This window comes from Paracoccus aeridis (assembly GCF_004923205.2).
Taxonomy (GTDB): Bacteria; Pseudomonadota; Alphaproteobacteria; order Rhodobacterales; family Rhodobacteraceae; genus Paracoccus; species Paracoccus aeridis.
The window spans coordinates 1-23786 of record NZ_SELD02000005.1 but is presented as its reverse complement, the minus strand read 5'-3'; the positions used below and the strand labels follow the sequence as shown (position 1 = coordinate 23786).

Genomic DNA, 23786 nt, shown 5'->3' with positions numbered 1-23786 from the left:
ATCCTGCGGGCCGCGCGCCTCATCCCCGCGGATCCGGGCCGCGCGCGCCAGGTTGTCGCGCAGAGGGGCCCTGCGTAGGCGGGCGTCACATCCGGCTGAGGTGGTCGTAAAGCTGGCCGACCGTCCGAATCGAGTGGTCGAGCTCGTCGGGGTCGATGTCGAGCCCGGTCTCGTCCTCGATGGCCATGACGAATTCGGTAAAGCCGATGGAGCTGAAGTCGAGCCCCTCGGCGAACAGCGGATCGCTGTCACGGACCTCTGCGGCCTTGGCGTACTTGCGCAGCAGTCGGTCGAATGTCATACGATCCAGCACGCCGAAACCCCTTTTTCCGGTTCGGCTTCCGTTACCAGAATCCTGGATCACGATGCAAGATTTCGCGGCCGCCCGGCTCGATGAGCTGTTCGGAGCGCAGGCGCTCCGCGCGCTTGCGCAGACCCCTGACGGGGAGATCGCGTTGCAGGCGCTGAAGGACGGCGCGACGGGCGACCTGCCCCGCGACCCAGCCGGCGCCCGCCTGGTGCTGATCACCCGCACGGGCTGGTCGCTGCTTCAATCCGCGAACCTGCCGGGCCCGGCGATCAGCCTGACGCGCGAGGTCGCGCCGGCGATGGCGGACCACCCGCAGCTTGCCCACCTGCGCCTGGCCGCCATGGTCCGGTCCCCGGATCGCGCGCCATACCTGCACGAACTGGCGCGGCTCACGGCAGCGGCCGAGGCGGACCCGCACCTGCGCGCGGCGCTGCAATCCATCGTCATCTATCACCCCGAGGCGTCGATCCAGATCTTCCCGCTTCTTGACCGGTCGCTGTTCGCGCGGGAATGCGCGGAATCGTCGCTGCTCGACCGGGTCCGGAAGTTCTCCGAGGAGGGCGGGCCGGCGGTTCTGAGCCCGTCGCTCTTCACCACTCTCGCCGCGCTGCGGGGAACCCCCGCCGACGAGTTCGACACGCTCCGCCGCGACATCAGCCTGAGCCGGACGGTCGCGGGTTACCTGTTGTTCGTCCGCGCCGACCTGACCCATCTCTCGCTTCTCGCCGACAGGACGCCGGAACAGCAGCACCGGCTGCACAACGTCACACGCGAGCTCGCGAACTATGCCCGGCTCGACTATTCGCGTGCGCAGGCGGCGGCCGACCGCGGACAGAACGTCCTGATCGCCGACCTGCACGCCGGGCTGTCGCTGACCAGCGGCCTTGGCATCGGCCATATCGGCCTGCCCATGTCGGTGGTGGCGGCCGCGGCGCCTGCGAACGTGCCCCCGCCCGACTTCCACATCCCCGTGGGCGTGCCCGACGCGCAGGTTCGGTTCCTCAAGCTTTGCAAGATGGTCAAGGCGCACCCCCGCGTGATCCGCATCTTCCCCGACGGCCCCTTCGGCGATCAGGAGGATTTCGAGGTTCTCGGCCGGCGCGTGGCCCTTGGGCGCGGCGCGCCGGTGCTGGCGTGGCGGGGGCGCGCCGCGACCTTCGTTCCCCGCAGCCGCTGGACGGGCAGCAGCTACGAGATCGTCCTGGAAGCCGGGCCCGACGCCCGCGACTACGACGACGGCGACCGGTTCGCGGCCGCGTTCTTCCAGTGCTACCTTGACCACATCCGCGACCTGGTGCTGGGTCCGCCCATCGACATGGCCCCGAACGGCGGGTTCTGGCGCTTCTTCCAGTAAGGCCCTTCATGCAGTACACCAGCCACTTCACCGCCGGCCTGCCGCAGCTCGACGTTCACACCCTGTCCGAGGACTGGGCGCTGGCCACGGCGCTTGAAAACCACTGGATCATCCTGGCCGAGCTTCTGGGGCTGAAGCCGTCCGAGTGGCTGGATGCGCGCGGCGAGCGGATGTACGGGGCGGTGATCGCGCTCACGACCGAGTTCGACCTGGAGAACACCATCCGCGAGGACGACCGCTTCGAGGCGCGGACGACGATCCATTCCATCCGCAAGCCCCATGCGCTGTCGCGGACCGAATACGTCGTGGACGGGCAGGTGCGCGCCTCGGTCCAGCTTTTCACCAGCTTCATCAAGCGGACCGAGCGCGGGTCGAACAAGCGCTTCTCGCGCGTCCGCGACGTCTGGAAGGGCGAGGATCACGACCCCGAGCTGGTGGACGCCCAGCTCGACCTGCACCACGCGATGAAGACGGAGCCGGTCGAGGGCAGGGTCGCGATGGAATACGAGGTCAACCGGATCCAGGACTTCAACACCGCCGACTTCATGTACTTCAAGAACTTCGTCCGCATCGCCAAGGCGGCGGAGTGGCGCCAGAACCGCGGCCAGCCCACCCGGCTCAACGCGACGCGCTCGTTCTGGTACTTCGGCAATGTCGGCGACGGAGAGGAGATCGTGGTCCACGTCGCCCGCGACGGCGACCGCGTGGACAGCGTGCTGGCCGACCGCGACGGTCGCCGGCTGGGGCTGTCCCGCGCGACCGCCCCGGTGGTCGAGATCGCGGAGCGCTGAACGAGGCGATCCAGGCTGGCGCTTGGGCGTGACCCGCACCGCGCCGAAGCTGCGGTACGTGCCGTACCGCAGTAGACGACCATCCGGCGCCTGCGCGGCTTTCCGGAACACCGGGATGGCCTCGACGCCGGCCGGACGGTCGCATCCCCGACCCCGCACCTGGACGCGGGATGCAGTCAGCCTCGCCCGGGACGCCCGCTCACCCCATCAGCCGCGACTTGACCAGCGCCCCCACCGCGCCGAAGTCCATCTGCCCCGCGTGACGCGCACGCAGCTCGCCCATGACGCGCCCCATGTCGCGCACCGACGACGCGCCGAGGTCCGCGATCACCCTGTCCAGCGCCGCCGCGACTTCGGCGTCGTCCAGCTGCCGGGGCAGGAACTCCTGGATCACCGTGATCTCGGCCTGCTCGCGCTCGGCAAGCTCGATGCGGCCGCCTTCCTCGAAGGCACGGGCGGATTCCTGTCGCTGCTTGACCATCTTCGAGAGAAGCGCGACCAGATCCTCCTCGCGCAGGCCGTCCGCGCCCTCATTCCCCGGCTCGCCGCGGGCCGCGATCTCACGGTCCTTGATGCCCGCGCCGATCAGGCGCAGCGTGGAGAGCCGGGCGGCGTCGCGAGACTTCATCGCCTCTTTCGTGGCGGCGGCGATGCGTTCGCGCAAATCCATGGCAGTGGTCCTTTCGATGGCGTCGTCAGACCCTGCAATCCCGCAGCCGGGCGCGCGGGTCAAGCACCGCCGCGTCGCGCCTTGACGGGCCGGGTCCCCGCCCCTAGTTTCCCCGCCGATCTGCCGGAGAGATGACAATGCCGACACCGACCGCCTGCCTTGCGCTAGCCGACGGAACGATCTTCCGCGGCCATGGCTTCGGTGCCGCGGGCGAAGTGGTGGCCGAGCTGGTCTTCAACACCGCGATGACCGGGTACCAGGAGATCATGACCGATCCCTCCTACGCGTCGCAGGTCGTGACCTTCACCTTCCCCCACATCGGCAACACCGGCGTAACCGCGCTGGACGACGAATCCGCCGAGCCGGTGGCGTCGGGCATCGTCGTCAAGTGGGATCCGACCGAGCCGTCGAACTGGCGCGCGACCTCGGACCTCGCCGACTGGATGGAACGGCGCGGCCGCATCGGCATCGGCGGCATCGACACCCGCCGCCTGACCCGGGCGATCCGCCAGCAGGGCTCGCCGCACGTGGCGCTCGCCCATGACCCGCAGGGGAACTTCGACACCGCCGCGATGGTCGAGCGGGCGAAGGCGTGGACCGGGCTCGTCGGGCTCGACCTCGCCCGCCACGTGAGCTGCCGGCAGAGCTATCGCTGGGACGAGGGGCTGTGGTCCTGGCCCGACGGGTTCGAGCCCCCTGCCCGACCTGCGCGCCCGTTCAAGGTCGTGGCGCTGGACTACGGCGCGAAGCGCAACATCCTGCGCTCGCTGGTCGCGTCGGGCGCCGACGTGACGGTGCTGCCGGCCACCGCCACCGCCGCCGAGGTGCTGGCGCACGAGCCCGAGGGCGTGTTCCTGTCGAACGGCCCCGGCGACCCGGCCGCGACCGGTGCATACGCCGTGCCCATGATCCAGGAGCTGCTTGCCCGGGATCTTCCGATCTTCGGCATCTGCCTTGGCCACCAGATGCTGGCGCTGGCGCTGGGGGCGCGGACGGTGAAGATGAGCCACGGCCACCACGGCGCGAACCACCCGGTGCGCGACAAGGAGACCGGCAAGGTCGAGATCACCTCGATGAACCACGGCTTCGCGGTGGACGCGCAGTCCCTGCCCGAAGGGGTCGTGGAAACGCATGTGAGCCTGTTCGACGGGTCCAACTGCGGCATCCGGATGTCCGACCGGCCGGTCTTCTCGGTCCAGCACCACCCCGAGGCCAGCCCCGGGCCGCAGGACAGCGCCTACCTGTTCGACCGCTTCGCCAGGGCGATGGAACAGCGGCGAGGTTGAACCGCCGGCGTTAACCGCGCCTTAACCCTCGATCAGGCATGACGTCCGGGACCGATCTCGTCCTGGAACAGACATGCCAGCTTCAATCGCGCCCGCCGGCGACCGCGCGCCGTCCGCCGAGGTGATCTCGCTGCAGCCGCGCCTGCGCGAGGCGCGCGCGGACCGTGACCGGGCCGAGGCGGCCGCACGGGCGCAGGCAGCGGCGAAGCCCGCGCGCGACCAGCGCCCGCTGGGCCAGATCCTGATCGAGGACGGGGCGGTGGCGCCCGGCGACCTTCTCAAGGCCGTCGTCATGCGGCAGCGCCAGGACGTGCCGCTGGGCGAGATCCTTCTGGCCCATGGCTGGGTGAGCGAAGGCGCGCTCGCCCGCGCCCTGTCGCGGCAATGGCGCACGACCATGCCGGATCTTGCCGCCACCCCGCCCGACTCCCGGCTGATCGACGCGGCGGGGGCGGGATTGTGCCTCAACGCGGGCATCGTGCCCTGGCGGCGCACCGGCGGGGTGACCTATGTCGCGGCGTCCCGCCCCGATGAGTTCGCGGCGCTCGCACCCACGCTCCGGCGCAGCCTCGGAACGGTCCGCATGCTCCTCTGTTCCCCCACCGCGGCGCGGGACGCGATCCTGACCGCGCGGCGCACGCAGCTGATCCGGCAGGCGGAAACGCGGGTTGCCGGCGATCTCAGCTGCCGGACCCGCAACGAGGCGCGGGCAGGCCGCATCGCGCTGGCCGTGATGCTGGTGCTGGCGCTCGGGCTGCTGCTCGCGCCGCTCACGCTTTTGGCGGCGCTGACGCTGTGGGCGACGCTCACGCTGGTGGGCAGCATCGCGCTGAAGATCATGGCGTTCCGCGCCACGCTGCGGGTCCGGGCGCTGAAGGAAGCCCCGCCGCCGGAGCTGGGGGGAAAGCTGCCCCTGATCTCGGTCATGGTGCCGCTGTTCCACGAGGCGGACGTGGCCGGCAAGCTGGTCGGGCGGCTGTCGCGGCTCACCTATCCGCGCGAACTCAGCGACATCATCCTGGTGGTCGAGGAGACAGACGAGATCACCCGCGCCGCGCTCGACGGCGTCACCCTGCCCCGCTGGCTGCGCGTCGTCATCGTGCCGGACGGGCCGATCAAGACGAAGCCCCGCGCGCTGACCTATGCGCTGAGCTTCTGCCGCGGCGACATCATCGGCGTCTGGGATGCCGAGGACCGGCCAGAGCCGGGGCAGCTCCACAAGGTCGCCCGCCACATGGCGGCGGCGCCCGCGGACGTGGCCTGCATCCAGGGCGCGCTCGACTTCTACAACCCGCGCACCAACTGGCTGTCGCGCTGCTTCACGATCGAATACGCGGCGCTGTTCCGCGCGGTGCTGCCCGGCGTGTCGCGCATGGGGCTGATCGTGCCGCTGGGCGGCACCACGCAGTTCTTCCGCCGCGACGCGCTGGAGCGGTCGGGCGCGTGGGACGCCTGGAACGTGACCGAGGACGCGGACCTGGGCGTCCGCCTCGCGCGCATGGGGATGCGGGTCGAGGTCGCGGACTTCACCACCCATGAAGAGGCGAACTGCCGCGCGCTGCCGTGGATCAAGCAGCGCTCGCGCTGGCTCAAGGGCTACGCGATGACCTGGGGCGTCCACATGCGGACGCCGGTGCAGCTGTGGCGCCAGATCGGCACGCGCGCGTTCCTGGGCTTCCAGGTCCAGTTCGCGGGCATGCTGACGCAGTACCTGCTGGCCCCCCTGCTGTGGAGCTTCTGGCTGTTGAGCCTCGGCCTGCCGCACCCCTTGCGCGAGCCGCTCGGCGCCATGTGGGGCGGCTACGGGGTGCCGGTCCTGTTTTCCATCTTCGTCGCGTCCGAGATCCTGAACATGGTGATCGGCGCCTGGGCGGTGCGCCGGACCGGGCATCGCGGTCTGTGGGCGTGGGCGCCGACGATGCACCTCTACTTTCCGCTAGGCTGCCTTGCCGCGTGGAAGGCGCTCTACGAGGTCGTCGTGAACCCGTTCTACTGGGACAAGACGACGCACGGAGTCTTCGATGTGGTGGAGGAAGCGCCGCCCGAAGCGCCGTCGCTGACGACGATCCCGCTGGTGACGCTCGGCGACCTGGGCGGGGGCATGGCGCGCAGGGCGCCAGTGCCGATCAACGCGGGCGATCTTCGGGCCGGTGCAACCGACAGCGAAGCAGGCCTGGCGCAGGGCTGAGGTGACCCGCCGGGCAGCTGGGTCGCGGCAGCGGCGCCCTAGCGCGCGCTGGACGTGGACCAGGCGCCGTCAGGCCCCGGCAGCCGGCTCGCCGGCCCCCGCCTGCACGGCCTCGTCCACGATGCGCCCTGACCTTTCGACCACCGCCGCAAGCGCCGCCGCAAGCCCGTCCAGCGTATCCTGACCCGTCTCGCGCAGCAGGAACTCCTGCCCGCCGCGGCCCGCCGCCTCCATGTCAAGCCGCCCTTCCGTCAGCAAGCGTGCGGCGCAGTGGAGCCGCCACAGGAAGCGCCAGGCCTGCGCCACCTCCTCGGCCGATGCCGCGTCGATCAGCCCGGCCCGTGCGCCTGCCCGAAGCTGGGCCGGAACCGCGCGCGCGGGCGCGCCGGTGCGAAGGGCGAACGACTGCGCCAGAAGCTCGATGTCCTGCAGGCGGCCGCGGCCGTTTTTCGCCTCCCACAGCCCATCCGGCGCCTTGGCGGCGAAGATGCGCGCCCGCATCCCCGCGAGATCGGGGACCACGCGCGGGTCCCGCCCGCGCGCGTCAAGGACCCCGACCCGCAGCGCCTCGACCTCGGCCGCGAGCGCCGGGGCGTCATGCCCCGCGCCGGCGATCACGCGGGCGCGGGTCAGGGCCAGATGCTCCCACGTCCAGGCCTCGCCCATCTGGTAGTCGCGAAACGATTGCAGCGCCGTCGCCACCGGCCCCTGCCGCCCCGAGGGGCGCAGGCGCATGTCCACCTCGAACAGCCGCCCCGAGGCGGTCGGCGCCGACACCGCGGTGAGAAGCGCCTGCGTCAACCGCGCGTAATAGGCCCGCGCGGCGAGCGGCCGCGGACCGTCGGATGCGTCGACCCCGTCCGCGTCGTAGATCACGATCAGGTCGAGGTCCGACTGCGCGTTGAGGTGCCGCGCGCCGAGCGAGCCCATTCCCAGCACGACCGCCCCCCAACCCGGCGGCGCCCCGTGGCGGACCGCGAAGTTGCGCGCGACCACGCCCGCCAGCGCGCCAATCGCGGCGTCGGCGATGTCGGCGTACTGCACCGCCGCCTCGTCCGCGCCGATCAGCCCGCGCAGGTGATGGACGCCGACGCGGAACTGCCATTCGTGCGCCCAGCGGCGCGCGGCGTCCAGCGCGACCTCGTAGCCCCCGGCCGGCTGCGTCAGGGCCGATTGCAGCTGTGCGTCGAGCGCCTCGCGCAGCCCCGCGGCCCCCGGCCAGGGTGCGAAGAAGTGCCCGGCCAGTACCCCGTCCAGCACCTCGGGGTGGCGGGCGAGGTAGGCCGCGAGGCCCGGCACCGTTCCGCAGATGTCGGCCAGAAGGTCGATCAGCTGCGGGTTCGACCCGAACAGCGAGAACAGCTGCACCCCCGCCGGCAGGCCGCGCAGGAAGCTGTCGAACCGCACCAGCGCCTCGGCCGGATGCGCCGCGCGGCCCATGCGGGCCAGGATCTGCGGCTCGATCCGGGCAAAGATCTCCTGCGCGCGGCCCGATTTCAGCGCCGGATAGGTACGCCAGCCTTCGACCATCGCCGCCGTTTCGGGCGACATCGGCGGCACCGCCGGATCGTCGGCACGGCCCGCTTCGGGGTCGAAGAAGTCGCCCGCGAGTTCCTCGACCCGGGCGAACCTGCGTTCCAGATCGGCGGCCCACGCCCCCGGGTCGTCCGATCCGTCCAGCGCCGCGACCTGCGCAAACGCGTCCTGCACCTGCGGCAGCGCGTGGGTCTGGCTGTCGTTCACCATCTGGACGCGGTGCTCGACGCGCCGGTGGGCGCGGTAGTGATCCGTCAGCTCGTCCGCGACCGCCTGCGGGATCCATCCCTTTGCCGCCAGCGCGGCGAGCGCCGGGACGGTGGCGCGGCTCCGCAGGTCCGGGTCGCGGCCGCCGGCGATCAGCTGGCTGGTCTGCGCGAAGAACTCGATGTCGCGGATCCCGCCCTGCCCCAGCTTCACGTCGTGCCCCATCGCGCGGATCGGCCCATGCAGCCCCTTGTGGCTGCGGATCCGCCGCCGCATGTCGTGGGTGTCCTGGATCGTCGCGAAGTCGAGCGCGCGGCGCCAGACGAAGGGCCGCAGCTCGGCCAGGAAGCGCTCGCCCGCGGCGAGGTCGCCCGCGCAGGGCCGCGCCTTGATGTAGGCCGCGCGTTCCCAGCTGCGCCCCTCGGCCTCGTAATAGGCAAGCGCGGCGCCGGCCGAGATGCAGACGGGCGTCACCGACGCGTCGGGGCGCAGCCGCAGGTCGGTGCGGAAGACGTAGCCGTGCTCGGTCAGGTCGGACAATGTCGCGGTCGCCTTGCGGGTGGCGCGGATCAGGGCGGTGCGCACCTCGGCCTGGTCGCCGGGCGCGTAGGCCGCGTCGTCGTAGAGCACGATCAGGTCGATGTCCGAGGAATAGTTCAGCTCGCCCGCGCCCATCTTGCCCATCGCGAGCACGAACAGGCCCGCCGCATCTGGCGCGCGGTCGGCGCTCGCCGCGGACAGGGGCGCGGGCAATTTGCCGCGCCGGATCTCGTCCGCGACATGGGCGCGGAAGGCGAGGTCGGTCGCCCGGTCCGCGAGGTCGGTCAGCCCCTGCGTCACCTGCTCGACCGTCCAGACGCCGCTGAGATCGGCGAGCGCGATCCACAGCGCGACCCGGCGCTTGGCCCGGCGCAGGGCGGCCCCCAGTTCAGCGGCGGGCAGTGCATCCATCCCCGCCGTCTCGTGCGCGACCACGTTGCCGAGGCCGAGCGCGGATGGCAGCCAGTCCGCCTCGCGGTGGATCAGCGCGGAGAGGTGGGGGCTTGACCCCGCGGCGCCCTCGATGAGGAGCGAAAGGGCCGGGTCCGCACCCGGAAACAGCGCCGCCGCGGCCTGGCCGCGGGCGGCATCGAAGGGCACGGGCGTGCGAGTGATCCGGGTCGAGAAATCCATCCCGGCACCCTAGCCGCGCCCGCACCGCCGTCAACGCAAACGCAGGCACCTGTGCCCGCCGAGCCAACCGGCCATACGCGTGCCGATGGCGGTTTTCCCCGCTTGGCGGGTTCGCAAACAGTTGATAGGCTTTGCGTCGACAACATGACCCGCGATTACCTGCTATGCCGCCGCGCCGGACGATGATACCCATTGCCGGCCCGGCCGATCCGCTCTGCGGAAGGTGCGTTGCCTGATGCGTCACACCCTGCCGAACGCGCCGCAGTTCTACGTCACCGCGCCGCAGCCGTGCCCGTACCTGCACGGCCGCGCCGAACGCAAGCTGTTCACCGCGCTTGCGGGCGACGCCGGGCAGACGCTGAACAACGTGCTTTCGCGGCAGGGCTTCCGGCGCTCGCAGAACGTGCTGTACCGGCCCAGCTGCGAAAGCTGCGTGGCCTGCATGTCGGCGCGGATCCGGGTCCGCGACTTCGCGCCCAGCCGCACCCAGCGCAGGCTCGCGCGCCGCAACGCCGCCCTGGTCCGCACCGCCACCAGCGCCTGGTCGACCGAGGAGCAGTACGAGCTGTTCCGGCGCTATCTCGACGACCGCCACGCGGACGGCGGCATGGCCGACATGGACGTGTTCGAGTTCGCGGCCATGATCGAGGAGACGCCGGTCCGCACCCGCGTCGTCGAATACCGCGACCCGCCCGCGGGCGACCTGACGCGGGCCGATGGCGAGCTGCGCGCCGTCTGCCTGACCGACGTTCTGGATGACGGCCTGAGCCTCGTCTACAGCTTCTACGATCCGGCACTGGCCGAGGCGAGCCTCGGGACCTACATGATCCTCGATCACGTGGACATGGCACGCGCCGCGGGGCTTCCCTATGTCTACCTGGGCTACTGGGTGCCCGGCAGCCGCAAGATGGCCTACAAGGCCCGCTTCGGCGCGCTGGAGATCTACAAGGGCGGTGTCTGGCAGGACCTGGGCGACCCGCAGGCGCACGAGGCGGACATCCATCCGCTGTCTGTCGATCCCATCGTCGAGCAGGTCGCGCGCATCGATCTGCCGCTGGACTGATTGTTCCCGCAACTTAATTACAAGATTCGGCGCAACACGGATGTTTTTGTCGCGCTTCGCATTGACCCTGCCGCGGCGCGGCAATAGTTTCCGGCGTCGCGGCTGGCCCGTCCGCTTGCCGCCACGCTGGATCTGATCGGAGAGATGAACATGTCCCGAACCATGACGGGTGCGAGAATGGTGGTCGAAGCCTTGCGCGATCAGGGCGTCGATACCGTATTCGGCTATCCGGGCGGGGCGGTGCTGCCGATCTACGACGAGATCTTCCAGCAGAACCATATCCAGCACATCCTCGTGCGCCACGAACAGGGCGCCGTCCACATGGCCGAAGGCTATGCCCGGTCCACCGGCAAGCCGGGCGTGGTGCTGGTGACGTCAGGCCCCGGCGCGACGAACGCCGTCACCGGGCTGACCGACGCGCTGCTGGATTCGATCCCGCTCATCGTGCTGTCCGGGCAGGTCCCGACCTTCATGATCGGCACCGACGGCTTCCAGGAAGCCGACACCGTCGGCATCACGCGGCCCTGCACCAAGCACAACTGGCTGGTGAAGGAAACCGATCGCCTGGCCGAGACGATCCATCGCGCGTTCCACATCGCGACCTCGGGCCGCCCCGGCCCGGTGCTGATCGACATCCCGAAGGACGTGCAGTTCGCCGAAGGGACCTATGTCGCGCCCGACGCGGTCGCCCCCGGCCGCTACCAGCCCGAACGCCACGGCGACAGCGTCGCGGTCGAGAAGCTGGTCGAGCTGATCGAGCGCGCCGAACGGCCGATCCTCTACACCGGCGGCGGCGTCATCAACTCGGGTCCGGAGGCATCGCGCCTGCTGACCGAACTCGCGGACGCGACCGGCTTTCCCGTGACCTCGACGCTGATGGGCCTTGGCGCCTACCCGGCAAGCGGGCGGTCGTGGCTGGGGATGCTGGGCATGCACGGCCTCTACGAGGCGAACATGGCGATGCACGGCTGCGACCTGATGATCAACCTGGGCGCGCGCTTCGATGACCGCATCACCGGGCGCATCGCGGACTTCTCGCCGCAGTCGATCAAGGCGCACGTCGACATCGACCCGAGCAGCATCAACAAGGTCGTGCGCTGCCAGCTGCCGATCGTCGGCGACGTGGGCGACGTGCTGGCCGCGGTCGTGAAGCTGTGGAAGGCGCGCGGGTCGAAGGTCAACGGCCCCGCGCTGGCCGACTGGTGGCGGCAGATCGATGCCTGGAAGGCGCGCAACTGCCTCGCCTACCGCCGCTCGGACACGATCATCAAGCCGCAATACGCGATCGAGCGGCTTGAGGCGCTGACCCGCGACCACGACCGCTACATCACGACCGAGGTGGGCCAGCACCAGATGTGGGCCGCGCAGTTCCTGCATTTCCAGGGCCCGAACCGCTGGATGACGAGCGGGGGCCTTGGCACGATGGGCTACGGCCTGCCCGCGTCGGTCGGCGTGCAGGTGGCGCACCCCGAGGCGCTGGTCATCAACGTCGCGGGCGACGCCAGCTGGCTGATGAACATGCAGGAAATGGGGACGGCGGTGCAGTTCCGCGCCCCCGTCAAGCAGTTCATCCTGAACAACGAACGGCTGGGCATGGTGCGGCAGTGGCAGCAGCTTCTGCACGGCGAGCGCTACAGCCAGTCGTGGTCGGACAGCCTGCCCGACTTCGTCAAGCTGGCCGAGGCCTTCGGCTGCAAGGGGCGGCAGGTCAGCGATCCCGCGGAACTGGACGACGCGATCCGCGAGATGATCGACTATGACGGGCCGTTCATCCTGGACGTGCTGGTCGAGAAGCACGAGAACTGCCTGCCGATGATCCCGTCGGGCAAGCCCCACAACGAAATGCTGCTGGGCGACCTGGAAGCGGCCGAGGATATCGGCTCGGCGATCCAGGACGACGGCGCCGTGCTGGTCTGAGGAAACGCCATGTCCGTCCTGAAGCTTTCGCAAGGCGCTTCCAGCCATTCCGCCTACGACCTGCGCGACCCCCACGCGCAGGCCGTGGAACGCCACACGCTCGCAGTCCTCGTCGATAACGAATCCGGGGTGCTCGCGCGGGTGATCGGCCTGTTTTCGGGCCGCGGTTACAACATCGACAGCCTGACCGTGGCCGAGACCGACCACGCCGGCCACCGCTCGCGCATCACCATCGTGACGCGCGGCACGCCCGCCGTGATCGAGCAGATCAAGGCCCAGCTCGGCCGCATCGTGCCGGTCCACCAGGTCAACGACCTGACGGTCGAGGGGCCGAGCGTCGAGCGCGAGCTGGGGCTGTTCAAGGTCTGCGGGACGGGCGACAAGCGGGTCGAGGCGCTGCGGATCGCCGACATCTACCGCGCGAAGGTGGTCGATTCGACGCTGGAAAGCTTCGTGTTCGAAATCACCGGCGCGCCGGAGAAGCTGGACGCGTTCGCGGACATGATGCGGCCGCTGGGGCTGTGCGACCAAGCCCGCACCGGCGTTGCGGCGCTGGCGCGGGGAAGCTGACGGGGCACAGCCGAGGTCCGCTCAGCAGCAGGCGGCGCGGGGCGGATGACCATAGTTGCGGGCCGCATCGGGTTTGCGCGGCGCCGCTTTCACACCGCTCTGGTCGGCCCACCGCCGGACCGAGCGGGCGTAATGGAACCCCGCCGCCCGTTCCTCGATCAGGTGGACGATCTCGCCGCAGTCGGGCCAGCCGTCATCGGTGAAATCCCGCGCGGATTCCAGGTAGGCCAGTCCGCCGTTGTTCTCACACCAGATCACGGCCCGCTTCTGGTCCGCATTGCTCCACAGGATGACGCCGATCAATTTCGTTCCGGTCTCCGCATACAATAAGCGGATTATCGCCGACCTGCGGCACAAAGCGAAGCAAAACTTTAACGATCCGTTCACGAAATCTCGCAAGACGGTCTTTGTTGCCGCCGCGCAACAACTTGCGAGAGAAGTCAGCTGGTGCGGCCGGTGCGGACATCCTCGACGGCCCGCGCAACCTGCGCCTGCCGCGCGGCGCGGCTCGGGTGCGAGCCGAGGATCTGGTCGCCCGGGTCGGGCATGCGGGCGAAGAACTGCGCGCCGCGCACCGGATCGTAGCCGCCCTTCATGGCGATGATCGCCCCCAGGTAATCCGCCTGGAGCTCCCACTCCTTGGAATAGTAGCGCGCGCCCATCTGCGCGCCCAGACGCTGCGCGATCTCGACCGACGGGATGTTGACCCCGCTCGCCGCGGCGATCCCGGTCACGATCACCGCCCCTGCGGCCGCAGCGGATTCGCGCTGGCGCAGGTGGTTCAGGATATGGTGCGACGCCTCGTGGCCGACGACGAAGGCAAGCTCGTCGGTGTTGTTGGCGGCGGTCAGAAGCGACAGGGTGAAGCCGATGATCGGGCGGCCCTGCCGGTCGATGGTCTGGAAGGCGTTGGGTTCCAGGCCCGCTCGGTCGTCCACGACGAACTGGTAGTCGCAGTTGATCGGCGCGGTGCGGCGGACGAGGCATTCCCGCTCGATCGCGGGCTCCATCGTGCGCAGCACCGACAGGAAGTTCTGCGCCGCCTGCCGGGGCGAATCCTGCCGCAGCGAGACGCCGGACTGCGGGACCGGGGCGGGGACCGGCGCAGGAACCGGGGCGGGCGCGATCCCGGCGGGCGGCCCCGGCGGGATACCCGGGCCCGGAACGGCGCAGGCGCTCAGCGCGGGCGCCAGCGCCAGCGCAGCCACGGTGCGGAGGATCTTGGTCATCTTTTGCATCTGCCGCTCGCATGCTTCTCGGGTCGGGCGCACCTTAGTCAGGAACCGCGGGGCGCGCCACGGCCGCGGTTGCAGTTTGGCAAGGTTCACGCGAATGTTCGGGCGCGCCGTTCAGTTGCGGCACGGCCCGACGGAAAGGACGCCGCATGTTCACCATCGAACACGAGTTCGATTCGACGGTCATTACCCTGATCGACGAGGTGCGGCAGGGCAGCCGGCCCTTGTTCGAGGACGTGGTCATCACCGCCTTCGACGACCGCGTGGTCGTGGCGCAGGCGTCCGACGACGGCGACCTGCTGACCGCGGTCGTCCTCAGCATCGAGCAGCTGGACGAACTGCGCGCGGCGCTGAACCTGCCCGAGGGCAACTACCGGATGACGCGGCGCTGACGCCGTCCGCCCCGCGCGCCTTCAACGCAGCGGCACCCGGGCGCGAAGGCTGGTTGCCCGCAGGATCTCCCGTCCCATCTGCAGCAGGGGGACGACATGCTCGGCGGCGCCGATCTCCTGCGCGACGCGGGGCATTCCCCAGACGACGGAGCTGTCGCGATCCTGCGCAAGGCAGGTCGAGCCCGCGTGGCGCATCCGCAGAAGCCCCGCGGCGCCATCGTTGCCCATCCCGGTCAGGATGACGCCGACCGCGCGGTGCGCAAGCGCCGCACCAGATTCGAAGAGCACGTCGGCGGAAGGGCGGTGGCAGTTGCGCTTTTCCCCCGCCTGGAGCCGGCAGACGGGCGAGCGCGGGTTGTCGACGACAAGGTGGGTGTCGGCGCCGGGCGCGATGTAGACGTGACCCTGCAGCAGCAGCGCGCCGTCGAAGGCCAGCGACACCCTGGGCGCCATCGCCCGGTTCAGCCGCTGCGCGAGGCTCGCCAGGAACTCCGCCGGCATGTGCTGGGTGATGAGCGTGGGCGGGCAGTTCGCCGGGTAGCGGGACAGGATCTGTTCCAGCGCCTCGACCCCGCCGGTCGACGCGCCGATCAGGACGAAGCGGCCGTTCCACGCGAAATGCCCGGGGTCGCCGATGATCGTCGCGGCGTGGGCGGCGCCGGACCCGACCAGCCGCGGGCGGACGCGCGCGTCTGCTGCAGCCACGACGAGGTCCGGCAGCATGGCGAAGCTTGCCGCCGTGTCGGCGCTTGCGGGCTTGCCAACGCAATCGACGGCACCGAGCGACAGCGCCTCGATCGCGGCGGCGCTGCCGGCGTGGGTGCCCGACGACACCATGATCACCGGCATCGGCCGCACCGTCATCAGGCTGCGGAGGAAGACGAGCCCGGATTCGTCCGGCATCTCGACATCCAGCGTCAGCACGTCCGGCCTGAGATCCGCGATCTTGCGGCGGGCCTGAAGCGGATTGCACGCCTCGCCCACAACCTCGATCCGCTTGTCGGCGGACAACGCCAATCCGATCAGCCGGCGCATGGTCAGGCTGTCGTCGATGACGAGGACCCGGACGCGCCTCATGCCCGGGGGCCGGACCGAAGGGAGGGCTGGGTGCGGCAGGATCTGGACATCGCGAATCCTTGACGGGGACGGCGCAGTGTCTCGCATGGAAAGCTGAAGATCCGCTTAACGCCCGACCCACCAGCGCCCCGTCAGCGCAAGCCGCAGAAGCGCCGCCCTGCGCGCGAACTCCGAGGGCGGGGCAGGCAGCGCACCCCCCGCCGCAAGCGTGCGAAGCAGCAGGCCGGCACCCGCGCCGGGAAACAGGATCACGCCAAGCGGGCGCGGCACGGCGGCGCGCCCTGCCCGCGCCTGGGCAAAGGCCGCGATGCCGCGCCGCGCGATTTCGTCGCGCAGCGACGGCCGCGCCAGCCCCATGCCCAGATCCGACAGCTGCGGCTCGGCCGAGAGCCATGCCGCGAGCCCCGCCCCCCGTGCCTGCGCGGCGACGGCACCGGACGCGCTGCAAGGCATCCCCACCGCGCGCCCCGCCGCGGCCATCAGCGCGCCGGCGGTTCCGTCGACATAGGCGCAAAGCTCGTCCGCATCCTCGAACGGGCGCCGCTCGGCGTCGCGCATGCGGCCCTCGGCCAGCGGAACCAGCGCCGCCGCGTCCGGACCCCATGCGGCATGAAGCGGTGTCAGCAACTCGTGCGGCGGCGGCGGGTGGGATGCGGTGTCCCCCAGCCGCTCCACCCACCACTGCACCCGCATCTGGGCCAGCACCGGATCGCGCGCGCCCAGCGGTGTGCGGGCGAGTTCGAGGTTCAGCGCATAGAGCGTCAGCAGCCTCGCCCGCGCCACCCTTGGCGCCAGCAGCGCGATCGCGTGGCGGTCGGGATCGTCGCGGCGCAGGGCATCCGCCAGCAACGGGGACGTGGCGTTAGTCATCCGCCCGCGGCCCCGGCGACGCCGTCCCGCACCAGCTTCCAGCGGATCGCGTCCACCAGCGCCTCGAAGCTCGCATCGACGATGTTGGCCGAGACGCCGACGGTCGACCACGACCGCCCTGCCCCGTCGACCGAATCGATGATGACGCGTGTGACCGCGTCGGTGCCCGCGCCGATGATCCGGACGCGGAAATCGGCCAGCGCCATGTCGTCGATCGAGGCCTGCCACGGCCCCAGATCCTTGGCAAGCGCCGCCCAGAGCGCGTGGACCGGGCCGCGGTCGCCGCCCTCCTGGTCCGCGCCGTCGCTGGCCGACATCACGCGGCTGTCGCCCAGGCGGACCGTCACCACCGCCTCGGCGACCGAAATCCGGCGGCCCACGGCGTTCAGCCGCCGCTCCACCGTGACGCGGTAGCGTTCGACGTCGAACAGCTCGGGCAGGCGGCCGAGTTCATCCAGCGCCAGCAGCTCGAACGAGGCTTGCGCGCCATCATAGGCGTAGCCCTGATCCTCGCGCGTCTTCACCAGATCGAGGATGCGGGTCAGCGCCGGATCGGCCGGATCGACCGCGATCCCGCCGCCCTCGAGCCGCGCGCGCAGGTTCGACTGCCCGGCCTGGTTCGACATCGGGATCACGCGCTCGTTGCCGACGACGCCGGGGTCGACATGCTCGTAGGTGCGGGGCGATTTCAGGATCGCGCTGGCGTGCAACCCCGCCTTGTGGGCGAAGGCAGAGACGCCGACATAGGGCGCGGGGCGCGACGGGGCGCGGTTCAGGATCTCGTCCAGCCGGCGCGAGATCCGGGTCAGCCGCGCCAACCCCTTTTCCGTGACACCGACCGCCACGGTCGAGCGGAACGGCTCCTTCAGCATCAGCGTGGGGATCAGCGATGTAAGGCTGGCGTTGCCGCAGCGCTCGCCCAGGCCGTTGAGCGTGCCCTGCACCTGCCGCACGCCCGCCTCGACCGCCGCCAGCGTGCAGGCGACGGCGTTGCCGGTGTCGTCGTGGCAGTGGATGCCCAGGCAGTCGCCGGGGATGCCAGACGCGATCACCTCGGCCACGATCCGCCCCACGTCGCCGGGCAGCGTTCCGCCGTTGGTGTCGCACAGGACGACCCAGCGCGCGCCCGCGTCGCGGGCGGCGTGGACGCAGGCCAGCGCATAGGCGGGATCGGCCCCGTAGCCATCGAAGAAATGCTCGGCGTCGAAGATCGCCTCGCGCCCTTTCGCCACGACATGCGCGACCGAGGCCGAGATGCCCTTGAGATTGTCCTCGAGCGTCGTCCCCAGCGCCTCGGTCACGTGATAGTCGTGGGCCTTGCCGACGAGACACACCGCAGGCGTCCCGGCGTCCAGCACCGCGGCGAGCACGTCGTCGTTTTCCGCCGAGCGCCCGGCGCGGCGGGTCATGCCGAAGGCGGTCATGGTGGCGCGGGTCGCCGGGGCGGCGGCGAAGAAGTCGCTGTCGGTCGGGTTCGCACCGGGCCAGCCGCCCTCGATGTAGTCCACGCCGAGCTCGTCGAGCATCCCGGCGATCTCGGCCTTCTCGGCGGCCGAGAACTGCACGCCCTGCGTCTGCTGCCCGTCGCGCAGCGTCGTGTCGTAGAGGTAGAGCCGCCCGGTCATGGCAGCGCGTCGAGCTTGGCCGCGTCGAACGACGGCGAAGGGTCGAGCTCCACCCCGTCGCGGTTCATGCGGATGGTGACTCCAGCATCGATCAGCGCCGCCTTGAATGCGTCGAGCGCGGCGAAGTCCCGGGTGGCCTTCGCCTCCTCGCGCAACCGGACCAGCCGCGCGGCCAGTGCCGAGAGATCCGGCCCCGCTGCAAGCCAGCCGTCCATGCCCGGCAGCATCAGCCCCAGCAGCCGGGCCGAGGCGAGGAAGACCCCCTTGCCCGCGCCGTCGGGGCTCTGGTCCTCGACCAGTTCGCGCGCCATCGCATGAAGCCGCGCCAGCGCTCCGGCGGTGTTCAGGTCGTCGGCGAGCAGGTCCACGATCCCGGCGTCGACGATCCCGCGATCCTCCGCCCCCGCCACCAGCGCGTGCCACCTGCGAAGCGTCGCTTCGGCCTCGCGCGCCTTCTCGGCGGTCCAGTCCATCGGCTTGCGGTAATGCGTCATCAGGAAGACGAAGCGGATCACCTCGCCGGGGATGCCCTGGTCCAGCAGGTCGCGCACGGTGAAGAAGTTGCCGAGCGACTTCGACATCTTCCGGCCCTCGACCTGCAGCATCTCGTTATGCAGCCAGACGCGGGCGAAGTCGGCGTGGGGGTTGGCGCAGCAGCTTTGCGCGATCTCGTTCTCGTGGTGCGGGAACTGCAGGTCGATGCCGCCGCCGTGGATGTCGAAGCTGTCGCCGAGCAGCGCCTGCGACATGGCGGAGCACTCGATGTGCCAGCCGGGGCGACCGCGTCCCCACGGGCTGTCCCAGCCGGGAAGGTCGCCCGGCGACGGCTTCCACAGCACGAAGTCCATCGGGTCGCGCTTGAACGGCGCAACCTCGACCCGCGCGCCGGCGATCATGTCGTCGACCGACCGCCCCGAGAGCCTGCCGTAGTCGGGAAACGACCGTACGTCGAACAGCACGTGGCCTTCGGCCTCGTAGGCGTGGCCCTTCGCGATCAGGTCCGCGGTCATCGCGATCATCTGCGAGATGTAGTCGGTCGCCCGCGGTTCGTGATCGGGGCGCCGCGCGCCGAGCGCGTCCATGTCGTCGTGGTACCAGCCGATCGTCTCGTCCGTGATGTCACGGATCGGCCGCCCCGTCTCGGCCGCGCGCGCGTTGATCTTGTCGTCGACGTCGGTGAAGTTGCGGACGTAGGTGACGCGGTCCTCGCCGTAGACATGGCGGAGCAGCCGGTAGAGCACGTCGAACACCACCACCGGCCGCGCGTTCCCCAGATGGGCCCGGTCGTAGACGGTCGGCCCGCACAGATACATGCGGACGCGATCGGGATCGATGGGGGCGAACGCCTCTTTCCGGCGGGTGCGCGTGTTCGTCAGCTTGATCTCGACCATGTCAGTTCCCCGAGGGCGGGGTTCAATGGTCACGCATGAACGGCCCGCCGGTGCTAGCGTCAGGCGGTAATGCAGGCGGCGGTGGCGGCACGCGCGTTCATGGGGCGGGCTTAGCAGCGGGCGGCGCCGCGGGCAAGCGGCGAGACCACGCGGGCGCTTGCCGGCACCTGCGCCCTGCGGTAACCAGACGCGCTGCGGGAGGCGTGGCAGAGTGGTTTAATGCACCGGTCTTGAAAACCGACGTGGGTGAACGCCCACCGTGGGTTCGAATCCCACCGCCTCCGCCACTTGCCCCCGCGAAAGCGTTCTCCCGATCCGGCCGCGGCCGGATTTTGCCGTTATATTCAAGGGTTATGCGGGTGGGGCTGAGCACTGACCCCGATGCCAGGTGGCCCGGAAGTGGTCTCTCAGGGCCGATATTCTCCGGACCTAATGACTGCGCCGATTTGGTGAATAGCTTTCAAGCCACTGGTATTGCGATGTTTTTCCGAGCTCAACCTGAACACTTCGACGCCGGTGGCATTCGCCCGAGATGGAACGGAGATCGAACGTTTTCCAGCGACAAAAACTGCTGCCACAAGACTGACCAAACGGGCCTTCCACCAGTTGGGGTTGGCCAATCGGGCCCACGCCGGGGCCTCAGTCCGACCGTTTCTCAGGATCGAGAGGCAACGATGGCAGGCCCAGCTCTTTGAGGTAGCCGTTGTGGCGCTGTGCCGCTGACCCAATCAGTTCCTGCAAGCCTGAAAGCTGTTCGTAGACGGCATCAAGATCGACCTCTTCCTCCGGCTCTCCTGTGCTGACGTAACGTGAAATGTTGAGATTGAAGTCGTGCTCGTTTTCAATCTCATCAAGGGCAACGAGCCGCGAGAATCTCTCCTTCTCAGTCCGATTCTGATAGGTTTCAACAATTTCCTTGATGTGCGCTGGCAGCAGCGAGTTCTGGCGTTTGCCCGGCTTATAGAGCTCGGCCGCGTTGATGAACAATACATCGTCCGTGCGCTTACACTTCTTGAGAACCAGAATGCAAACGGGGATCCCAGTGGAATAGAAGAGCTTGGACGGCAGGCCGATCACAGTGTCGATGTTTCCGTCCTTCAGCAGCTTTGTGCGTATCGCCTTCTCGGTTCCGCCGCGGAAAAGAACGCCATGCGGGAGTATGATCGCCATGGCTCCGTCGCGCGCCAGGTAGTGGAGCCCATGCAGAAGGAATCCGAGATCGGCCGCTGACTTCGGCGCGAGGCCGTGGTTCTTGAAGCGGAAGTCCTTGGCCATCTCCTCGGTCGGGCTCCAGCGATAGCTGAACGGCGGATTGGCGACCACGGCGTCAAATTCGACCTTCTTGGCCGGGTTTGGTTCTCGCAGGATGTCCCAGTCATTTTCGAGACTGTCACCGTGGTGGATGTCGAACTCAGTATCGCGCATGCCATGCAGCAGCATGTTCATTCGGGCAAGATTGTACGTCGTGATGTTCTTCTCCTGCCCATAAAGCTTGCCAATGCCATGGTTGCCCATGTGTCGTCGGACGTTAAGCAACAGGGAGCCCGAGCCGCAGGCGAAGTCGTATACGCGGTTCAGCTTTGCGCGCCTGCCCGAAGCCGGGTCTTGACTATCGAGCGTCACGATTCCTGACAGAATGCTCGATATCTCCTGAGGCGTATAGAACTCCCCGGCCTTCTTACCGGAGCCGGCCGCGAACTGACCAATCAGATACTCGTAGGCATCTCCCAGAAGGTCACGGTCCCGCGGGAACTGGGCCAGACCCTCGGCGATCTTCTGGATGATCGTGCACAGGCGCGCATTGCGCTGCTGATAGGCCCTCCCAAGCTTTTCAGAGTCCAGATTGATCTCGGAAAACAGCCCTTGGAAGCTGCTCGAGAACGACTCGGTCTCGATGAACTTGAAGCCGCGCTGTAGTGTCCGCAGCAGGTCATCGTCCTGGGTGCGCGCCATCTCGGCGATGGAACTCCAGAGATGGGGAGGTTCGATGACGTAGTGCACCTTGCGGCGCATGACGTCTTCGAACTCGTCCGTGTCTTCAGGGTTTTGCGCATACCAGACCGACAGCGGCGAACGGCGATCGTCCGCTGAGAGGGCCGGCCAGTCGGGCCCGAGTTCTGCCTTTGCTGCCTCTTCGTAGTTGTCCGACAGGTAGCGAAGAAACAGGAACGAAAGCATGTAGTCCCGGAAATCGTCCGCGTTCATTGCCCCACGCAGATCGTTGGCTATGCCCCAAAGCGTCTTGCCCAAACGGATTTGATCTTGTTCGGTCATGCCACGTCCTCCGCCGCTTGATCCGCCGGAAAAAGAGCGGGGTTGAAGCGATAATTGTTCATGAAGTCGTCCAGAATTGAGCGAAAGATTCTCTTGTTTTCTTCCATCATTTCAGCGGGCTCAAAGAGCGAATAGTTGCCATGGCTCAGAAGTTGGACATATCGGAAATGCAAGGTGCCATCCTCGTCACCCGGATCCCGCTTCATCACATCGCCGAAGTGGTTGAACCCATGGAACGTCGCAGTCTTTTCCATGATGCTGCGCAGGATGGTGAAGTGATAGGTGAGCAGCTGCCCCGACTGGGCAGCGTCGTGCAGCTCCTTGAGCATCGCAACGTGGTAGAAACGAGGCGTGTTGCCGGTATCGCGCAGCTGCCAGTGCTCGCCGTCGCAGCTCAGGAAGTACCGTTGCGGCTTGTTCAGTTCATTGCATAGAACGTTGAAGAACAACGTGTGGTGCGACGAGATCACCACCTTAAGCCGGTCCTGCTCTTTCAGCATCCTCGCCAGATTGGCCGCGACGGCGATAGCGTTATTCTCATCAAGAGATGAGATGGGGTCGTCGATGTAAAAATATCTCACCCAGTCATAGGCTTCCTGTCCATCGATTGCGAGCTGCGCCACGGCCAAAAAGAAGGACCAGATGAATACATTCTCCTCACCACGCGAGATCTTGATGTTGTCGTGGCGAACGGTCTCGAAAGTGCCGTCTTCCTTGCGGGCTCGTAGATCACGGAAGAAACTGATGACACCTTCATCATAGTCGATCTGGAAATCAAAATCGCAATAGCGCCGCAGCATCGGGCGGATGCGGTTTTCCATCTCAAGCTCGGCGAGCCCGCCAAAAAAGGCCGAGTCGGTGTTCATTCGCAGCACCCGCGCGCGGTCGTGCTCGAGGTCGTTGTCCCAGCTGAACAGGTCTTCGGTGAAGGCGTTGAAGTAGAGCGTATCGCGTGCCGTGACCTGGCCTTCGGCATCGCGCTGTTTGCCAAGCTCCTTGAAGGCCATCGACAGACGCGTCTTGCCAGTGCCGTTGTGGGCAAATATCAGGGTGACCTTCTTGTTTCTGTCCTCGATCTGCTGGCGCAGTTGCACTGCCAGCGCGTCAAGATCAGGAAATTTCTGCGGCTCTGCCATGGGCTAAATGACTTCCCGCGGGAAGAGCTGTTGCAGGAGGCCTCGCTTGTGGTCTCCCAGTGCAGCCGTCATTTTGTCCTGCGCCGTTATCAGTTCGTCGAGCGAGGTCAGGCAGTCGGCTATCTTTCGTCGCTCATCCTCGGACGGCGGCAGGCAGATCTCTCCGGACAAGAAAGATTCGTTCTTCACGTTGATCGTATTTTTTGCTCCCTTTTGCACCAAAGGATCCAAAAACAACAGGGCTCTCTCGGGCGATTCAAAATATGCGTCTAAAATAACTCCTATGTGCTCGTTCAATGGAGAAAAAACGCCATATAGAGGTGATACGGTTACACTGAATGGATTCTGGTTCTTCTTAATTATTCCCAATGGAAACTCGCCAGTGGGGCTTTTGGTGTACACAATATCACCTGGTTGAACTAAATTATAGTGATCAGTACTCTCAGCCGCAAACCGCCGTCCCAGATGTTCGATCTGATCAACCAGACCTTTTCGCACCGAGACGGAAAAAACGTCTTGCTCTCCGGTGCTTTTCTGGCCGTGTTCTACTAAAATCTCATCCAATCGCTTCATCTCCCAAGGCCGGGATTCACGGAACTCGGGGAAACGAACCCTAGGACATGTTTCTCCACGAGCCGGGAACAGCCATTGGATAAGGCCTGCCTTGTGCATCTTAAGTGGCCTGCCCCCCTGAGGTGGTCCGTTTGTAATCTTAGTGCAT

Annotated in this window: 20 protein-coding genes and 1 tRNA gene; 9 read left to right on the top strand and 12 right to left on the bottom strand. The window is 68.1% G+C overall.

The window, feature by feature from the left end:
* Window positions 1-85 precede the first annotated feature (85 nt).
* Entirely contained in the window at window positions 86-301 is a 216-nt protein-coding gene (locus ELI80_RS02115) for an acyl carrier protein (protein ID WP_136649410.1), read from the bottom strand.
* Between the two features lie 64 nt (window positions 302-365).
* Between ELI80_RS02115 and ELI80_RS02110 the strand changes: the two genes are divergently transcribed.
* Both ELI80_RS02110 and ELI80_RS02105 read left to right on the top strand, forming a co-directional pair.
* Window positions 366-1664 carry a hypothetical protein gene (locus ELI80_RS02110; RefSeq protein ID WP_136649343.1) on the top strand — a complete coding sequence of 433 codons (1299 nt, stop codon included), beginning with the start codon at window positions 366-368 and terminating at the stop codon, window positions 1662-1664.
* Between the two features lie 8 nt (window positions 1665-1672).
* The gene (locus tag ELI80_RS02105) at window positions 1673-2455 is read left to right on the top strand and encodes a Pnap_2097 family protein (RefSeq protein WP_136649342.1); all 783 of its coding nucleotides are present in this window, start codon (window positions 1673-1675) and stop codon (window positions 2453-2455) included.
* Window positions 2456-2654: 199 nt separating this feature from the next.
* Here the strand turns inward: ELI80_RS02105 and ELI80_RS02100 are convergent, their stop codons facing one another.
* Window positions 2655-3125 carry a GatB/YqeY domain-containing protein gene (locus ELI80_RS02100; protein WP_136649341.1) on the bottom strand — a complete coding sequence of 157 codons (471 nt, stop codon included), beginning with the start codon at window positions 3123-3125 and terminating at the stop codon, window positions 2655-2657.
* A gap of 131 nt (window positions 3126-3256) precedes the next feature.
* Between ELI80_RS02100 and carA the strand changes: the two genes are divergently transcribed.
* Window positions 3257-4411: a glutamine-hydrolyzing carbamoyl-phosphate synthase small subunit gene (gene carA / locus ELI80_RS02095; protein ID WP_136649340.1), complete on the top strand. Its 1155-nt coding sequence runs from the start codon at window positions 3257-3259 to the stop codon at window positions 4409-4411.
* Between the two features lie 73 nt (window positions 4412-4484).
* Complete coding sequence (locus ELI80_RS02090) at window positions 4485-6599, top strand: glycosyltransferase family 2 protein (protein ID WP_136649339.1); 2115 nt, start codon at window positions 4485-4487, stop codon at window positions 6597-6599.
* Between the two features lie 69 nt (window positions 6600-6668).
* Here the strand turns inward: ELI80_RS02090 and ELI80_RS02085 are convergent, their stop codons facing one another.
* Entirely contained in the window at window positions 6669-9515 is a 2847-nt protein-coding gene (locus tag ELI80_RS02085) for a [protein-PII] uridylyltransferase family protein (protein ID WP_136649338.1), read from the bottom strand.
* Between the two features lie 235 nt (window positions 9516-9750).
* Here ELI80_RS02085 and ELI80_RS02080 point away from each other — a divergent pair, with 235 nt between their 5' ends.
* From ELI80_RS02080 to ilvN, 3 genes are all read left to right on the top strand, one after another.
* A complete protein-coding gene (locus ELI80_RS02080; RefSeq protein ID WP_136649337.1) occupies window positions 9751-10578 on the top strand; it encodes an arginyltransferase in 828 nt (275 codons plus the stop codon).
* A gap of 150 nt (window positions 10579-10728) precedes the next feature.
* Window positions 10729-12495, top strand: coding sequence for an acetolactate synthase 3 large subunit (locus ELI80_RS02075; protein WP_136649336.1), 1767 nt, complete (start codon window positions 10729-10731; stop codon window positions 12493-12495).
* Between the two features lie 9 nt (window positions 12496-12504).
* The gene (gene ilvN / locus ELI80_RS02070) at window positions 12505-13065 is read left to right on the top strand and encodes an acetolactate synthase small subunit (RefSeq protein WP_136649335.1); all 561 of its coding nucleotides are present in this window, start codon (window positions 12505-12507) and stop codon (window positions 13063-13065) included.
* Between the two features lie 21 nt (window positions 13066-13086).
* On the opposite strand, the gene ELI80_RS02065 is transcribed toward ilvN, so the two are convergent.
* Complete coding sequence (locus ELI80_RS02065) at window positions 13087-13368, bottom strand: hypothetical protein (protein ID WP_136649334.1); 282 nt, start codon at window positions 13366-13368, stop codon at window positions 13087-13089.
* Between the two features lie 137 nt (window positions 13369-13505).
* Window positions 13506-14294, bottom strand: a complete 789-nt coding sequence (locus ELI80_RS02060) for a M48 family metalloprotease (protein WP_136649333.1) — start codon at window positions 14292-14294, stop codon at window positions 13506-13508.
* A gap of 155 nt (window positions 14295-14449) precedes the next feature.
* On the opposite strand from ELI80_RS02060, the gene ELI80_RS02055 reads away from it, so the two are divergent.
* Entirely contained in the window at window positions 14450-14692 is a 243-nt protein-coding gene (locus ELI80_RS02055) for a DUF8831 family protein (protein ID WP_136649332.1), read from the top strand.
* Between the two features lie 21 nt (window positions 14693-14713).
* Here the strand turns inward: ELI80_RS02055 and ELI80_RS02050 are convergent, their stop codons facing one another.
* The 4 genes from ELI80_RS02050 to cysS all read right to left on the bottom strand — a co-directional run bounded on the left by ELI80_RS02050 (window position 14714) and on the right by cysS (window position 19655).
* Window positions 14714-15769 (bottom strand): protein-glutamate methylesterase/protein-glutamine glutaminase, encoded by a 1056-nt coding sequence (locus tag ELI80_RS02050; RefSeq protein ID WP_136649331.1) that lies wholly within the window; start codon window positions 15767-15769, stop codon window positions 14714-14716.
* A 105-nt stretch (window positions 15770-15874) separates the two neighbouring features.
* Complete coding sequence (locus ELI80_RS02045; protein WP_136649330.1) at window positions 15875-16639, bottom strand: squalene/phytoene synthase family protein; 765 nt, start codon at window positions 16637-16639, stop codon at window positions 15875-15877.
* The gene (gene cimA, locus ELI80_RS02040) at window positions 16636-18264 is read right to left on the bottom strand and encodes a citramalate synthase (protein ID WP_136649329.1); all 1629 of its coding nucleotides are present in this window, start codon (window positions 18262-18264) and stop codon (window positions 16636-16638) included. The genes ELI80_RS02045 and cimA overlap by 4 nt, the downstream gene beginning before the upstream one ends.
* Window positions 18261-19655 carry a cysteine--tRNA ligase gene (cysS, locus tag ELI80_RS02035; protein WP_136649328.1) on the bottom strand — a complete coding sequence of 465 codons (1395 nt, stop codon included), beginning with the start codon at window positions 19653-19655 and terminating at the stop codon, window positions 18261-18263. The genes cimA and cysS overlap by 4 nt, the downstream gene beginning before the upstream one ends.
* Window positions 19656-19852: 197 nt before the next feature.
* Between cysS and ELI80_RS02030 the strand changes: the two genes are divergently transcribed.
* Window positions 19853-19942, top strand: a tRNA-Ser gene (locus ELI80_RS02030).
* 352 nt (window positions 19943-20294) lie between these two features.
* Here the strand turns inward: ELI80_RS02030 and ELI80_RS02025 are convergent.
* The 3 genes from ELI80_RS02025 to ELI80_RS02015 all read right to left on the bottom strand — a co-directional run.
* Entirely contained in the window at window positions 20295-21929 is a 1635-nt protein-coding gene (locus tag ELI80_RS02025) for a type I restriction-modification system subunit M (RefSeq protein ID WP_136649327.1), read from the bottom strand.
* Window positions 21926-23065: an ATP-binding protein gene (locus ELI80_RS02020; RefSeq protein WP_136649326.1), complete on the bottom strand. Its 1140-nt coding sequence runs from the start codon at window positions 23063-23065 to the stop codon at window positions 21926-21928. Before ELI80_RS02020 ends, ELI80_RS02025 begins: the two co-directional genes overlap by 4 nt.
* Before the next feature lie 3 nt (window positions 23066-23068).
* Window positions 23069-23786: restriction endonuclease subunit S domain-containing protein (locus ELI80_RS02015; RefSeq protein WP_236641285.1), on the bottom strand; the 718-nt coding region annotated here is incomplete at its 5' end.

Coding starts and splice junctions, on each gene's coding strand:
- ilvN (WP_136649335.1), top strand. CDS start 12,505: ATGTCCGTCCTGAAGCTTTCGCAAGGCGCTTCCAGCCATTCCGCCTAC.
- cysS (WP_136649328.1), bottom strand. CDS start 19,655: ATGGTCGAGATCAAGCTGACGAACACGCGCACCCGCCGGAAAGAGGCG.
- ELI80_RS02055 (WP_136649332.1), top strand. CDS start 14,450: ATGTTCACCATCGAACACGAGTTCGATTCGACGGTCATTACCCTGATC.
- ELI80_RS02060 (WP_136649333.1), bottom strand. CDS start 14,294: ATGACCAAGATCCTCCGCACCGTGGCTGCGCTGGCGCTGGCGCCCGCG.
- cimA (WP_136649329.1), bottom strand. CDS start 18,264: ATGACCGGGCGGCTCTACCTCTACGACACGACGCTGCGCGACGGGCAG.
- ELI80_RS02020 (WP_136649326.1), bottom strand. CDS start 23,065: ATGGCAGAGCCGCAGAAATTTCCTGATCTTGACGCGCTGGCAGTGCAA.
- ELI80_RS02110 (WP_136649343.1), top strand. CDS start 366: ATGCAAGATTTCGCGGCCGCCCGGCTCGATGAGCTGTTCGGAGCGCAG.
- ELI80_RS02105 (WP_136649342.1), top strand. CDS start 1,673: ATGCAGTACACCAGCCACTTCACCGCCGGCCTGCCGCAGCTCGACGTT.
- ELI80_RS02025 (WP_136649327.1), bottom strand. CDS start 21,929: ATGACCGAACAAGATCAAATCCGTTTGGGCAAGACGCTTTGGGGCATA.
- ELI80_RS02050 (WP_136649331.1), bottom strand. CDS start 15,769: ATGAGGCGCGTCCGGGTCCTCGTCATCGACGACAGCCTGACCATGCGC.
- ELI80_RS02075 (WP_136649336.1), top strand. CDS start 10,729: ATGTCCCGAACCATGACGGGTGCGAGAATGGTGGTCGAAGCCTTGCGC.
- carA (WP_136649340.1), top strand. CDS start 3,257: ATGACAATGCCGACACCGACCGCCTGCCTTGCGCTAGCCGACGGAACG.
- ELI80_RS02115 (WP_136649410.1), bottom strand. CDS start 301: ATGACATTCGACCGACTGCTGCGCAAGTACGCCAAGGCCGCAGAGGTC.
- ELI80_RS02045 (WP_136649330.1), bottom strand. CDS start 16,639: ATGACTAACGCCACGTCCCCGTTGCTGGCGGATGCCCTGCGCCGCGAC.
- ELI80_RS02080 (WP_136649337.1), top strand. CDS start 9,751: ATGCGTCACACCCTGCCGAACGCGCCGCAGTTCTACGTCACCGCGCCG.
- ELI80_RS02100 (WP_136649341.1), bottom strand. CDS start 3,125: ATGGATTTGCGCGAACGCATCGCCGCCGCCACGAAAGAGGCGATGAAG.
- ELI80_RS02090 (WP_136649339.1), top strand. CDS start 4,485: ATGCCAGCTTCAATCGCGCCCGCCGGCGACCGCGCGCCGTCCGCCGAG.
- ELI80_RS02085 (WP_136649338.1), bottom strand. CDS start 9,515: ATGGATTTCTCGACCCGGATCACTCGCACGCCCGTGCCCTTCGATGCC.